The sequence below is a fragment of the Vibrio celticus genome (genome assembly GCF_024347335.1).
Classification (GTDB): Bacteria; Pseudomonadota; Gammaproteobacteria; order Enterobacterales; family Vibrionaceae; genus Vibrio; species Vibrio celticus.
This window is the reverse complement of record NZ_AP025464.1, coordinates 745,941-759,956: the sequence shown is the minus strand read 5'-3', so window position 1 is coordinate 759,956 and position 14,016 is coordinate 745,941. Positions and strand designations below refer to the sequence as shown.

The following is a 14,016-nucleotide window of genomic DNA, read 5'->3' as shown; positions in this document are numbered from 1 at the left end:
TAGCCCTTACTGACCAAAACAGAGTGGGTAAGGGCGTACCACACAAACATGTGAAACTAACAAATAAATAACTGAATTTATCTAAGGAACGATCATGAAAAAGACACTTATTGCGATTGCACTGACGTTAACTACCGCAACGGCTTTTGCTGAAATGGACCACTCAGCTGTTGACCATTCAAGCATGGACCACTCGATGATGAAGAGTGGAGAGATGGATCATTCAAAAATGGACCACAGCATGATGAAGGGTGGAAAGATGGACCATTCGATGATGAATATGGAAGGCATGTCTGAAGTGGGTATGCCTGCGACAGGCGCAAAGCCGGATAAAGTGGTTCATGTTCTGCTAAGTGACGATATGAAAATCACATTTAAGAACAAGGTTGATATTGAGCCGAACGACGTGGTGCAGTTCGTTGTGATGAACACAGGTAAGATTGATCATGAATTCTCGATTGGTTCTGCTTCAGAGCAATTAGAGCACCGTGAAATGATGAAAAATATGGGTAATCACGCTCATGACTCGGGCAGCACAGTGACAGTTAAGCCGGGTAAAGCGAAGCAATTGCTGTGGCATTTCCATGGTGATAATAACGTAGAGTTCGCGTGCAATATTCCTGGTCACGCTGAAGCGGGTATGGTGAAGTCGTTAACGCTTTAGACGTTAATTAATAGTGCTTTGTTGAATTAGATAATTCAATGGGGGCAAGAAAATGAAAGATAAGTTTTAACTTATGCCCAAAGCGCTTTGCTGAGAGGGATTCGTTGAGGCTTATCTTTATTCATAGTCACTGTAGCAAGATAGAAGTTTCAAGCAGGTGGTGTGCTTCGCCGCTTAGGTGCGGTAGCTCTGCCATGATCTTTTTAAACTTGTCGTCGATTGATTCTGCTTCATTCAGCGATCGAAAAGCCAGTACAGCCTGTTCAGGCTCGCTGTTCACATAACCTTTCAATGTATCTAGCTGAATTTTGTTCGCATTTTCTACTTTTGACAGTGCGACATTAATTGCATCGATATTAATTGTTAACTCATTGCTTTTAAACATTTTTTATTATTTATGGGTTGTTGCTAATGCGCGCACATTACCACAACTGTTTTTCCAGATATTGACCAAGATTATTAAACCCGCACTTTTATGAAATCTGAGTTTAATTGAGAGGCACTAGCACAATATCGTTTTGTCTATCCATGCAATTGATTCATGAGCTTGATCCTTAGTGTTAAACATCACAAGAAATCATAATATTTATTTTTACGAGTCTATTTTTTGCGAATGTTAACTCTCTATTATTGAATCTATTTCGCTAGTTTCCTTGGAGATATGAAACATCTTTAAGGAATAATGATGAAAAAAGGAACGTTATCTCTCGCGGTTTTCATGATTTTATCTTCTGGAGTAACTTACGCAGAAGAGCAGATTAGGAATAGTCACTTTAAAGGCAATATGGATGGCTGGTGGAATGCCGGCGCCAACATAGCAACAGAAAGTAATGAAGCGTGTATTGATATAAAAAACCCAGGAAAGAATTCTTGGGATGTCATTTTAGGTCACATTGGCATTGGTTTAGAGCAAGGTCAAAGGTACCAAGTATCGTTCGATGCATATGCAAATATTGATACTGAGATGAAAGCCTTGATCCAACATGAAGGGCCTCCTTATACACATTATTTTCTAAGTGACGTGGGTATATCAACAGACAAGCAAAGCTATACGTTTGATTTTGTACACGAACTTGATAGTGACGCCGATACAGAATTCCAGTTTCAATTAGGCGCACAGAAAACTGGTGTCATCTGTGTTGATAACGTTTCTGTTGTAGGTAAGCCATTTGTAAAAACAGCGACTAAGATGCCGATTCGAGCCAATCAAGTAGGTTTCTTACCGAAATCCGATAAATATATCTTTGTTGAAAATACCTCGACGACACCTTTGAAATGGACATTAGTCTCACAATCAGGGATCAGCCTTGATCTCGGAAAAACAGAAGTATTCGGTTTGAATAAAGCGTCGGGTGAGCACATTCACCGAGTTAACCTTTCAAAATATACAGACACGATGAGAGGTTTAACGGTCAAGGTCGATGACGATGTTAGCTATCCTTTCGATATTCGAAATGATGTTTATAGCAAGTTGAAGCTCGATGCGTTGTCTTACTTCTATCAAAATCGCAGCGGCATTGAAATAAAGCCAGAGTTCGTTCAACGTGAAGATCTTGCGAGGCCCGGTGGCCATATGTCTGATACGGCAACATGCTTTGATAAAGTTGATAGTTGGGGAAATAAATGGCCTGGCTGCGACCTGACTATTGATGCGACTGGTGGTTGGTATGATGCAGGCGATCATGGTAAATACACGGTGAACAGTGGCATCTCAACATGGACACTTCTGAACTTATACGAACGAGGTAAGTTCTTAGAAAACAAATCACTTCCTTTTTCAGAGGGTAAAGTAAAAATCCCTGAAGCAACCAATGGCGTTAACCCGTTGTTGTCTGAAGCACGCTGGAACATAGAGTTCATGTTAGCGATGCAAGTCGACTCTGACACGCCTATCTCTGTCCCTGTTGGTAATCAGTCTGCCAGTAAACAGCTAAAACTTACCGAGATTAACGCGAGAGGGCTGGCATTCCATAAGATTGCGGATGAATCTTGGACGGGCATGCCATTACCGCCACACAAAGATACTCAGAAACGTTATGTTGGTTATCCTACTACTGCGGCTTCGCTGAATCTGGCGGCAATCGGTGCTCAGTGCGCACGTATTTGGAAAGATATCGACAGTGATTTCTCACAGTTATGTTTGGATTCAGCGATCAAAGCGTGGAACGCCGCAAATCAACATCAAGATATCTATGCTTACGACAACTTCACAGGCTCTGGGCCGTATGATGATATCGAATTGAGTGATGAGCGATACTGGGCTGCGGCCGAGCTCTTTATCACAACCAATGATGAGGTTTATAAAAAAGTATTGATTGATTCTCCACACTATCTTGAAGTGCCGAAGGGGAACATCAATGCGGATGGTGATATGTATTGGCAGTATATAGCGCCTGCGGGCACTGTGAGTTTAGCCGTGGTACCTAACTCATTAGACAGCCAGGCTATTGAACAAGCACGTAAGAACATCATTAAAACGGCTGAATCTTATACCAAGCAAGTTGCCAATGAAGGCTATAACATTCCTTATACCGTAGAAGAGTATTCGTGGGGCTCAAACTCCAACCTTGTAAACCGAAGTATCTTTTTGATTTATGCTAACGATTTTTCCAATGATGTTCGATACATCAAAGCGGCGGCTAGTGCGATGGATTATATCCTCGGAGGTAACCCGATGAATATCTCTTATGTTACTGGTTATGGAACGAAACCTGCAGAGAATCCTCATCATCGATTCTGGGCTTACGCTGCTGATGAAAGTTCACCAAAACCAGCGCCGGGTGCGTTAATTGGAGGCCCAAATTCGGTAAGTTTTAGTGATCCTATTGCCGCTGTGATGAAAGGCAAATGTGTTGGACAAACGTGTTACAGCGATAATATTGGAGCTTGGACGTTGAACGAGATAACCATCAACTGGAATGCGCCGCTAGTATGGGTTACTTCTGCTTTAGATGAAGGGCAGCTTGATTGAGGTAATCAATTAAATTAAGAATATTCAAAGAGTAATATCATTTGGTATTGCTCTTTTTTAATACAAAAAATCACACAATGAAGTGCGCAGTTTTAATTGTTTTAGACTTTAAGCTAAGCGGAGATGGTGAATCTAAAGGGGGATTGTAACTAAAGATAATTTGAAACTAAATAGAGGTTGGAGCGTGCAGCGGGAATCGAACCCGCATCATCAGCTTGGAAGGCTGAGGTAATAGCCATTATACGATGCACGCACACTGTCTTATGAGTAAGACTGAGGCATTAAGATATTTGGAGCGTACAGCGGGAATCGAACCCGCATCATCAGCTTGGAAGGCTGAGGTAATAGCCATTATACGATGTACGCTTTTCTTAGGTATCTCTTGAAAGCGAAGTTATCATGCCACAGTTTCCAAAAATTAAAAGGACTAAATCAATGTTAAGTGTTTGTTTGCGTGCTTTTTGTTCTCCATGCTCTTTAATTGCTCATTCCCTTCACTAATCAACCTGAACTTGTATGTACTCAAGTATCAAATGTATATTGGAACCTTTGATATGCAAAAAATGCGGATGCGATAAAAAGTACTGCAAGTAACAGAAAACTGAGCTGCAACTTCCCTGATATCGAGAGTTTCATTCTTTAACTCATATATTTAGCTTGCGGAACAAAATAGCGCTATTAATGAGATTGATAAATAGATGTGAGCGTATTTTCTTCACTTAAAGTAGTGTGTGTTAATTATTTGCGGGATTTATAGTTAAGCAACCTTGCAAGACATTGATGGTGAAGATAATAGAGAGCAATTGCCTCTCTATTATTTATCGTTTAAAAGTTGTTAAACGCAGCTGAAAATATCGAGTGTTTTCTCTGTGAACTCATCACTTTCCAACGCTGGAAAGATGTTTGTTATATCTTCATTCCTTAACCCCAACCAACTCAGCAAGGTAGCGTGCACTTGATCGGTCGACGTGGTCGGTATAACCCGTCCCCTCGACAATAAATGATCGCTTCCTTCTTCTAGGCTTGGGTATGCGCCCACAAAACGTTTCCCTGAAACCGCACCGCCAATCACGAAAGAGTGACTGCCCCAGCCATGATCGGATCCGCCATTTGCATTGGGGATCAAGGTACGACCGAATTCAGAATGGGTAAAAGAGGTAACTTGCGAATCTAGTTTGTAGAGTCGTAGTGCTTGATGGAAAACGGTAATGGCTTCACTGTACTCCATTAGAAGTTGAGACTGTTGTGCTAATTGATTTGAATGCGTATCAAAGCCACCCAACTTGCAGCTGAAGTATTGCCTTTGCTGACCAAAGGCTTCTTGATTCAGAATCAATTTAACGACCGCTTCAAGTTGTCGGCCAATGGCGGTCTCTGGGAACACAATAGACGCATCGAGAACGGTATTGAAGATATCGCTCATTTTACCATGCGTATCTGGCGCATTAGCCGCGAGCTTGGCGTAATGGCGTTGGAACACATGTTGGTAATTGTTCTGTTGCTGTATCCTTTCAAACAACCGCTTGTCACGATTGCTTTCATTGTTAATAAAGATATCGTGTGGTGCAGAGCTGCCGACTTTGTTGGATTGCATGTTTAAGTTGTTCGTCCACTCTTGCCCGCCACCGATATCGAACAGAGGAGAATAGCCTTCAAACCCTCGAGAGGTTGACCCTAAAGCTATCTCACCATTGGCACCAAACCCTTGCTTATCGAGACTGACGCGGGACGATGTTTGAACCATGGCCGATTGGTGATTGTGGCTAAATAAATGCGCGGGTTTTAGCTCGTCGGTCAGACCGCTCTCTCCTCTAGGCACAATCAAAGGGCCAACATTCAAAATAGGTAATAGCTCGTTTTTGTTCCACAGTTCCGCCATCGCGTCTAACGCAGGGTTTAGATTGAACTCGTTTGTCAGATTTTCTCCATCGCCTTTGCCTATTTGTAGGTTTCCACGTAAACGTTGGTAGTTTGTATAAACACTGTCTGATTGAGGAATGATCATATTGAACCCATCATTGCCGCCCGCAAAATCTATCCCTATCAGCGCCTTGTAACGTCCATCATTACAGTCGTTAAATAGGTGAGCATATGCTGGCATTGAGGTGAAGTTCAGTACGGTTACGCCTGCCGCGGCTGCGGTACCTTGCAAAAATCGTCTTCTTGAAATGGACATAAGATTACCTCTGGACAATAAATTCTGGTGAAATAACAAGATTCATAACGAGCGCACGAATATCAGCGTAATAACTTTCGTTATGTCGAGGGCACTCTTCTAGAAACGCCAGACATGCGCTTTTTGTCGTTGCTGTCATTTGTCCAGCAAATAAGCGGTCATCAAACGCGTTGATCAGGTCCAAATCGGTTTCTGGTGTGTTCTTCCAATAGAGGTCGTCCCATTTGCTATCAATTTCCCACCCTTTTTGGTGATGATTGAATTGGACGACTAGTTCTTTAATTTCACGGCCGTACTGGTAGATATTGTTCCACTCATAGATGTTAAATTCGGGTGCAAAATGTCCTTCTAACGCGGGATCAGACGGGGCATCGTCGTGTTGATAGTAATAGAAGACCGAAGGTGCACTCATTGGTAACATTCTGTCGTACCAGTTAAAGTTTTTCGCCCACACTGACTCTCCTCGAGAAAGCTTTGCCCCCAATGCACGTAGAGAGTGAGTGAACACAATGAGAGGATCTCGAACCTTGCCATCGGTATCGCTACTGTGTAACGCAACTTGGTCGGTTAATATTGCGGTGATTAGCGTTTGCATATCTCCACCACTGTTTATAAAAGCATTACGCACCCTTCTTACATGGCCCGGTTTGGGGTTACTGGTGACCATTTTACTGATAAAGAAATAGGCGATGTAAGTGTATAGATTACTTTGATTCATTAAATGTTCGACAAAACTGTCGAGATCTTCCGAGGCCGATTGACCCGCTGGAAAGGTTTTCCCAAGAATGCGTTTTTCATCCTGATTGTGCTCACCAATCGGCTCTAATGGTTCCATGTAACGTTCGTGACCACTTGTCCTCTTTGCAAACTTCCAGCCGGTAAATACTTTGGCCAATTGCTCGATGTCTTCCTGTGTGTAAGTCGGCACAGGTCTCCCTTCGCTGTCAAGAACCGGCTTGCCATTGCCTTCGAGCTTGACGGGACCAAGAGTAAAAAGCTGCAGTATCTCTCGGGCGTAGTTTTCATCGGCTTGATGAGCCTCGTTTGACATGTTGTCAATAAACGTTAGGTACTCCCCCATAACAGGAGATGTGGAAACAAATTTTAGTAGCTCGCGGAAATTACCAAAAGCCCGTTCTGATAACCCATCAAAATAGAGGCAAAATGCGGAACGTCTTGCAACAGGTGAGAGTGCCGGATCTCTTGTACTTACGACAAACAGTTGCGTCAGAATATAAGCAACACGCTGCCTTAAGTGATCAACGTATTCTTGCTTTTCATAATCACTGTCTAGCGTCAGTCCTGTCCAACTTGTCGCGTATAACACACCATCGCGGTGGTCACTTCGGTTCTGGTCTCGTTCAAAACGTTTATACCAACTGCTTATCGGTTTGTTGGTTTGGCTCTCGATCCACATTTCGATGGAGCCACTGGATTGGAGCTCTCCGATATCGGTTTGATTGGGCCCAAACGTACACTGACAAAGCGTACGATAGGCAGATAAGGTGTCGATACTCATTGCTCTTCCTTTTCGTTATTGACGTTATGCAGGCATACTTTCTACCCGCTTTTTTCGAAGAGGAGCATCGTAGATGACAAAAATCGATTTATGTCAGCCTTGAGTGATAGTTTGTTTAGATATTACAAAAGTGATATATCGATTCCACAAACCACCGTCACACTGACATTCGCCATGATTTGCTCCCACTTGAGCGTTGTAACATCTCAAGCTCAATTTACCGCTGGTTAGCCCTTTATATCGAGACATTGCGGTCTCAGATATTGAGCGATAGTGGTAACCAGGCTCCGATTTCCACTCCGCTATTGTTCCATTTTTCAGAGCCTCTACAGCTTCGTTTCTGGGATGCCTATCTTCCCAAAGCGCCGCATTCTTTCGAGGCGGTATTAACGGAGTACAGCCCTTATTTTTCAGAGTCTCATGGCAGTTTTTAGTGTCATATGCTCCATCGGCAGATACGGCAATGACCTTTCTGCGTAGTGGATTGAGCAACGTCGGTAGCACTTCACTATCGCCAACATTTACAAGGCTGACTTCCGTACTAATCGTTTCGTGAGTATATACATCAACAGCTAAGCGCAGTTTGCGCCATGTTCTACGTTTTTCTGCACCATGCTTTTTCACTTTCCACTCACCCTCGCCAAAGACTTTAAGACCAGTCGAATCAATGGCTATATGGCGAATAGCTCCTCTGGATTTATTACGATATTTGACCTGAACTGTCTTCGAACGTTTACTGATACAGATGTAATCAGGGGATGTCAGCGGAACATCTAATAACTCAAAGATAGAGTCGATCAAGCCTTGAAGAGCACGCAATGGCAGAGAGAAGATCCCCTTAATCATCAAGGCGGTTTCAATCGCTGTATCAGAGTACTGAAAGCCTCTACCTCGCTTGCCATGATGGGTTTTGCATTTCCATGCATCTATGGCTGAGTCATCTATCCAGAACGTAACCGAACTACGTTTACACAGAGCCTTATTGTATTCCGCCCAGTTGGTAATCTTCTTTTTCGCTTTGCCCATGTCACCACCGTTCTAATCATCACAAAGGTTCAGATCGCAGATCTTGGAAAAGGTTCAACTGATTTAGGCAACAGCGCCTATTTGGAGTGTTAACATAAACTGATTTTTAATCGTGTTTTGGCGTCCGTTAATAACAATCTGAATGCATAAATTTAACTTATTAATTTGTCAAAACATTCAGTAAACTAATCCCAAATGAGTAGAGTTATAGAGACTTCTAAGCCTTTGCAGAAAAAAGTAACGAGTTCAGTTGATAATTTACGCAAAAGTCTCGTCATTCCATCTATCGTTTGGTACATTTGCCGCACATTTTGTCTCCCCTAAAATACCCATGCCTTCTCAGTTCCGAATTAACAAAATTGTTGAAATTGGTGACACTCTTCACCGCAGTGGTTGCGCTCCGTATAAGCTTGAAAAATATACACAATATTATGCTAAAAAGCATGGTGTGGATGTGATGATCCAAGCAACGCCAACTGCGATTAACTATCAATTTCCAGACGATAACAACGCCGTTATTCTTAAGCGTCTAAAGCCTGCGTCAATTAACCTGAGTTTGCTGGCCAATACGATCATTCGTATTAACCAACCGAGCAGTGAGCCAGTACCTGAGCCTGTCGGCTACTCTAAATTTGTGACGGCACTTGCCAATATGGGTATTCCGCCTGCGTATTTGATGCTGGTGGGCAGTACGTTGGAAGCGGTCGGCTTTTCCGCGTTATTGGGTTTGATGGTGTGGGTATGTCAGCAAGTTCTTCATTCACGTCGCGCTATCGCGGTTGAATTCATCTCGGCACTGTTAACGGGTATCTTTGTGGCGTTTCTGGCGAGTACAGGGTTGCCGATTCCGGTGTGGGCGTTATGTATCGCCTCGATTGTCTTGTTTGTCCCCGGGTTATCCATAGCCAACGCATTAGAATGTTTGGCCTTTAATGACTTGGTTTCTGGTACCAGCTTGCTAGGGCAGAGTGCCTTAACGCTGATTAAGCTGTTTGTTGGGATTATCATGGGGCTCAACATCGGTGAAGCGATATGGGGACAAGCGGTCTCCATCGACTATACCAATGCGGTACCGATGTGGATGCACATATCTGGCTTGGTGCTTATTTCTGTGTCTATCGGTGTAATGTTCAATGCTCGCCCTAAAGACATCTTGCTTGGCTTGCCAGTAGCTGTTCTCGGTATGTGGGGCCCATTCTATCTAGGTTTTGATAGTGGTTGGGTTGTCGGTACTTGGGTTACGACGGTTCTTATTACTTTGTACGGAACTTGGATTGCTAAAAAGATGGAGCTCACGGGCTCTATTTATATCGTGCAAGGGATCATCATCTTGGTTCCGGGTAGCCGAGTATTAGTGAGTGCCAGCCAGTCGGTGTTTGAACAATCGATTTTGCCTATCCCGAGTATTGGTTTGTCGGCGTTATTCATGTTCTCGGCAATCGTGGCAGGGCAAATCACCGCTTACTCGATTTACTCACCAAAAGTCGAACGTTAAACCTTTTTGCTTCTCAAGTTTTTAAACAAACACAGCTTCATAGACTGAACCTTAAGCATTAAGACCAGCATAAATCCCGTCTAACGTGATGTTTTTCTTTGACTTCCTCTGGGCGGACTTTTGTGCGTTCTTAAATATATAGCTAGAGGCCCATTCCAGTTTATTACCTATTTCTGACCATGCCTTGTGGCTGATACATTCAAATATGGGCAACAGCCACACATCCACATTTTTTGCCGCCTTAAACAGCGAGACCGATGGCATTATCTGAAGCGCAGTACTGCGCCTGATGATCAGCGAGAGTAAACTGGCCCAGATAAGCCCATCAACGATGGCCTTTTGTGCGGTGACAAATCGTTGCCAGTTTGTGTGAGATTTTAATTCTTTAAAAAGCAACTCCACCTGCCATCGACAGCGGTAGATCGCCATTATGTCATCAGCAGTATAGGTACCTGAAGGCAAGTTAGTTAACCAAATACAGAATCGCTTTTCTTCTGCAAACCAACGTCTTACCACTCTAAATTCTTGCTTACCACTACGAACTTTAAGGTCGAGTACCTGTGAGCGATTAGTACCTCGAGTGATGTCTTTGAGCTTCTTTCCTTCTAGTTTAGATAAATGCCGGCCCTGACCGTTTCTCGCTTCTATAACATGAGGATTCAGGGACTTTGCTCCTCGAAAATATAGAAACCACCATACAGTTCAAGCTCAGTAAAGAATTGGAAGTCAGGGTACCCTGCGTCAGCCAACAACAATTTGTTACTCATTGTTTTGGGGCGGGCAAAAGTCTCTTTCTGATGCTGTATCAGCGCTGATGCTCATTGCGACTGGAGAAAAGCTTTTTAAAGACATTGTCATATGGCATTCAACTGCGGCTGGATTGCGTTTAAATCGGCTCGGGTAAACGTTCGAAAGGTCACGATGAATGTGGAAAGAGCTACCATCTTGAAGCAGCACATCATCAAAGGTGGCGAGTTTATCTGGTAGGTTGGCACTCTGCTGGCGAGCAAACTGAGCTATCGCTCGCATGGCCAATTGGCGCATGAATATCGGAAATTCTTCTTTTCTTAACTGGTTATGGTAGGGCTTATAAGCCACAGTATCTTTAGCGCTTAAGCACATCCCATTGAATTGCCTTAGTAAATCGGCAATAGATGAGCAGTTTCCTTTGCTCAAAGCGGCCACTAGGCTTACTACTAGCTGGTCGGGTAAGATAGCCCGACATCGCTTCATAAGTCCTGTACTTTTCGCCATTTTTTGAAGGCTATCAGCATTAAAGAATTGCTTAAACTGTTTTTGTAGGGAGATAATCGTCATCGGCTTCACGGTTGATATGGGTGGTTTGTTTGGCGACGATTATCTGATCATAAATGAAGCCTTTTTTCTATCTAAATAAATAGCTTAGAGCTTAAGATCCTGTCTATGAACACAGCTTAGCGGCTGTGTTTGTTCATTTTAGGAACGGCTCTTTTTTAAAGACAATTAGCTCTGCGTAAAACTTGTTAGATTTATGCTCGCTAAGCCTGACAAGAGCCATTAAAATGGAACAAATTCTATTTAAATGAAGTATTAACGTATGTCTCTACCTCCTTGTCCGCAATGCCAATCTGAATATGTCTACCCAGACCAAAACAACCTAATCTGCCCTGAGTGCGCCTACGAATGGAACCCAGAAGAAGAGCGTTTAGAAAGAGAAGCCGCGCGTGTTAAGGACGTGAATGGCGTTGTATTGGAAAGTGGCGATAAAGTTACCTTCATTAAAGATCTAAAAATTAAAGGCAGTTCTAGCGTATTGAAAATCGGCACTAAAGCCGTGATTCGACGCATCAATGAAGGCAAAGATCACCAGCTAGATTGCAAGCTGGATGGTGGTGGTGAAATGCTGGTTACAGCGAAGTACGTTAAGAAGCAATAGTCGATAATGGGTCAAAATAGCGAGTCACTCCTGAACTTAATAGCGTAGGCCGTTGGAGAATCAACATCATATGGACATGGTTAAAGCTGCTCTTTCACATTCAACGGCCTTTCATCACTATGTGAACGCGTGCGCTGAGGATGGGTTAGATATTTACACGGGGATTTCCGATGGCAGTGATGCCTATTTAGAAAGACGAATTGCTTATTCAAAAGGTGAGGGTTTGCCTGAAGGGTGGACGCCTGCTTCTACCTATTTTTGTTTCGAGTCTGGGCGTATTCTTGGGGTGATAAGAGTTCGTCATGGTACCAGTCCGTACATTCACGATGTCATAGGACATATCGGATATGAGACGCTGTCGCAAGCCAGAAGGCGGGGTATCGCAAGTCATATGTTGTCTTGGATTCAACGACACGTATTGACCGAAAGCGTTATCATTACCTGTGAGAGGGGCAATATTGCTTCGCAAAAAGTGATTGAGAAGTGCGGTGGACAATTCCTGAATACCTTTTATTCAGAGCAAGATAAACACGAAGTCTTACGTTACCAACTAGAATCAAAATGAACACTAAAGCATGGCACTTGCTTATGTTCACTTACTTTCCTTTAGCGAGATTTTATTAAATTGAAACCACCATTGATGGTGGTTTCTTTGGTTATAGTTCATCGATTATTGTTGGAGATATTTTGAAGTATTCGACAAGACCTGCTCAGTCATCAGATCATGAATTTCTGTTCGAGCTAAAAAAGGCAGCTGAATTTGAACCTATCAAAGCCGTATTTGGCTGGGATGAGCAAACTCAACGAGATATACACGCCGAAGAGTGGGCAGAAGAACGACCTGAAATCATTGAATATCAAGGTAAAGCGATTGGGAGTGTGTTGTTGCAAGACAAAGGCGAGCACTTCTATTTTTGTCGATTCTTCTTGCTGCCTGAGTATCATGGAAAGGGCATTGGCAGCCAAGTATTGAAAGATTGCTTAGCTAAGGCTGACAGCCTCAATAAACCCGTCGAACTTTGTTACCTGCAAGGTAATCGAGTTGGGGAGTTGTATCTTAGGTTTGGCTTCGAAATCACTTCGCAAAACGATCAGTTTGTCTATATGTGGCGTCAGTAACCCCAAGCGTTAGTTATAACCTCAACGGCACAATGTGCCGTTGTGTTGTCATCGTCACTCAATAGGCAAAGACAATACACCGCCATTGAGTTCGACTTGTTTTAGCCATTCGGTTGGAATTTCGCCATCTTCTTCGCAGAAACACGCCGCTAATACCGCGCCAATTACAATCGCACGACCGCAGCTGTCACCACCGCATAAGATGTTGTCGCGAATGCCTTGTTGATAACTTTGAGCACCTGCAATGATGCGAATTAGCAAGGGGAACGCGGCACTCAGTTCACAATGCAATCCAAACTTCTTCGCGGCATCTGTAATCGAAAGCTCTGGATCAGCCAGTGCTTCGTCGATTTGATCGTGTATAAACTTGCTACAAGTTTGTCGCACCATTTCTACCGATTGCAGTGGCGAGTTGCCTTGAATTGCCGCTTGAACCAGTAGAGTGATGGCCTGCGCCCATTCGACGGCTTTGTCGTTATTGTTGGTCACTCGTACCGCACTCTCTACCATCGCTGGCAAGGTGTGAGAGGTGTAAGTACACGCGACCAAAGGAATGATTTTTGAAACAGCTGGCAATTGAGTATCATCCGCGCCACACGCTGTAATCGGGGAGTTTTCCAATTCTAATTGATGGATGTTCAACAAGCTCATACGAGTCGCTTTATCAATGTAGCCTTTCCAACTACCACCAAAATCAAACCAGAAGCGGAAGTGCTTGATGTAGTTCGCTTCATCGTATTTTTGGTTGTCGACTAAGCTATCGACCATCGCCAATAGCTGAGCACCATATTGCGATTGCTCGCCTGCGGTTTTACCTTGGTGCGCAAAGTAGCCCTTGTCTTGGTAATCGAACTGATTCGGTGAACGAAATTCTGGCTCAAAACCCGCTACGTGTAAGATCCTCTCTTGGTCATATAGCCAGTGCAGCCCCATTGAAGCGGCGTCTCCAACCAATGCGCCAACAACGGCGTAAAAAGCTCTTTCTTTATGATTGTCCATGTTGAGCGATGTCCTTGAGATGAATCAACGTAATTCGATACGTTAAGTATAGTGATTAGCCGAGTATTTTGCTGTGTTTCTAAGAAGAAATATGAAGGAATAAATCCTGATTGGTCAATAACTTAAACCAAT

General features: G+C 43.4%; 10 protein-coding genes, 2 tRNA genes and 2 pseudogenes. 6 read left to right on the top strand and 8 right to left on the bottom strand.

The window, feature by feature from the left end; translation table 11 throughout:
* The first annotated feature begins 94 nt into the window (after window positions 1-94).
* Window positions 95-664 carry a copper-resistant cuproprotein CopI gene (copI, locus tag OCV19_RS19490; protein ID WP_065677594.1) on the top strand — a complete coding sequence of 190 codons (570 nt, stop codon included), beginning with the start codon at window positions 95-97 and terminating at the stop codon, window positions 662-664.
* Between the two features lie 127 nt (window positions 665-791).
* Here the strand turns inward: copI and OCV19_RS19485 are convergent, their stop codons facing one another.
* Window positions 792-1,049, bottom strand: coding sequence for a hypothetical protein (locus tag OCV19_RS19485; RefSeq protein WP_017078262.1), 258 nt, complete (start codon window positions 1,047-1,049; stop codon window positions 792-794).
* A gap of 300 nt (window positions 1,050-1,349) precedes the next feature.
* On the opposite strand from OCV19_RS19485, the gene OCV19_RS19480 reads away from it, so the two are divergent.
* A complete protein-coding gene (locus tag OCV19_RS19480) occupies window positions 1,350-3,635 on the top strand; it encodes a glycoside hydrolase family 9 protein (RefSeq protein WP_065677595.1) in 2,286 nt (761 codons plus the stop codon).
* 178 nt (window positions 3,636-3,813) lie between these two features.
* On the opposite strand, the gene OCV19_RS19475 is transcribed toward OCV19_RS19480, so the two are convergent.
* The 5 genes and pseudogenes from OCV19_RS19475 to OCV19_RS19455 form a co-directional block, all read right to left on the bottom strand.
* Window positions 3,814-3,888: transfer RNA gene (locus OCV19_RS19475), tRNA-Gly, on the bottom strand.
* Window positions 3,889-3,926: 38 nt separating this feature from the next.
* Window positions 3,927-4,001: transfer RNA gene (locus OCV19_RS19470), tRNA-Gly, on the bottom strand.
* A 469-nt stretch (window positions 4,002-4,470) separates the two neighbouring features.
* Window positions 4,471-5,811 carry a DUF1501 domain-containing protein gene (locus OCV19_RS19465; RefSeq protein WP_065677596.1) on the bottom strand — a complete coding sequence of 447 codons (1,341 nt, stop codon included), beginning with the start codon at window positions 5,809-5,811 and terminating at the stop codon, window positions 4,471-4,473.
* Window positions 5,812-5,815: 4 nt separating this feature from the next.
* Window positions 5,816-7,330, bottom strand: coding sequence for a DUF1800 family protein (locus OCV19_RS19460; protein ID WP_065677597.1), 1,515 nt, complete (start codon window positions 7,328-7,330; stop codon window positions 5,816-5,818).
* Window positions 7,331-7,452: 122 nt separating this feature from the next.
* A pseudogene (locus OCV19_RS19455) lies at window positions 7,453-8,356 on the bottom strand (IS5 family transposase).
* 331 nt (window positions 8,357-8,687) lie between these two features.
* On the opposite strand from OCV19_RS19455, the gene OCV19_RS19450 reads away from it, so the two are divergent.
* The gene (locus OCV19_RS19450) at window positions 8,688-9,851 is read left to right on the top strand and encodes a threonine/serine exporter family protein (RefSeq protein WP_017058966.1); all 1,164 of its coding nucleotides are present in this window, start codon (window positions 8,688-8,690) and stop codon (window positions 9,849-9,851) included.
* A gap of 51 nt (window positions 9,852-9,902) precedes the next feature.
* On the opposite strand, the pseudogene OCV19_RS19445 reads toward OCV19_RS19450, so the two are convergent.
* Window positions 9,903-11,168 (bottom strand): annotated as a pseudogene (locus OCV19_RS19445) (IS4 family transposase).
* 259 nt (window positions 11,169-11,427) lie between these two features.
* On the opposite strand from OCV19_RS19445, the gene OCV19_RS19440 reads away from it, so the two are divergent.
* The 3 genes from OCV19_RS19440 to OCV19_RS19430 all read left to right on the top strand — a co-directional run bounded on the left by OCV19_RS19440 (window position 11,428) and on the right by OCV19_RS19430 (window position 12,885).
* Window positions 11,428-11,766, top strand: coding sequence for a zinc ribbon domain-containing protein YjdM (locus OCV19_RS19440; RefSeq protein WP_004731484.1), 339 nt, complete (start codon window positions 11,428-11,430; stop codon window positions 11,764-11,766).
* Between the two features lie 70 nt (window positions 11,767-11,836).
* Window positions 11,837-12,331, top strand: coding sequence for a GNAT family N-acetyltransferase (locus tag OCV19_RS19435; protein WP_065677547.1), 495 nt, complete (start codon window positions 11,837-11,839; stop codon window positions 12,329-12,331).
* A gap of 122 nt (window positions 12,332-12,453) precedes the next feature.
* Complete coding sequence (locus OCV19_RS19430; RefSeq protein ID WP_065677548.1) at window positions 12,454-12,885, top strand: GNAT family N-acetyltransferase; 432 nt, start codon at window positions 12,454-12,456, stop codon at window positions 12,883-12,885.
* Between the two features lie 54 nt (window positions 12,886-12,939).
* On the opposite strand, the gene OCV19_RS19425 is transcribed toward OCV19_RS19430, so the two are convergent.
* A complete protein-coding gene (locus OCV19_RS19425; RefSeq protein ID WP_065677549.1) occupies window positions 12,940-13,884 on the bottom strand; it encodes an ADP-ribosylglycohydrolase family protein in 945 nt (314 codons plus the stop codon).
* Window positions 13,885-14,016 lie beyond the last annotated feature (132 nt).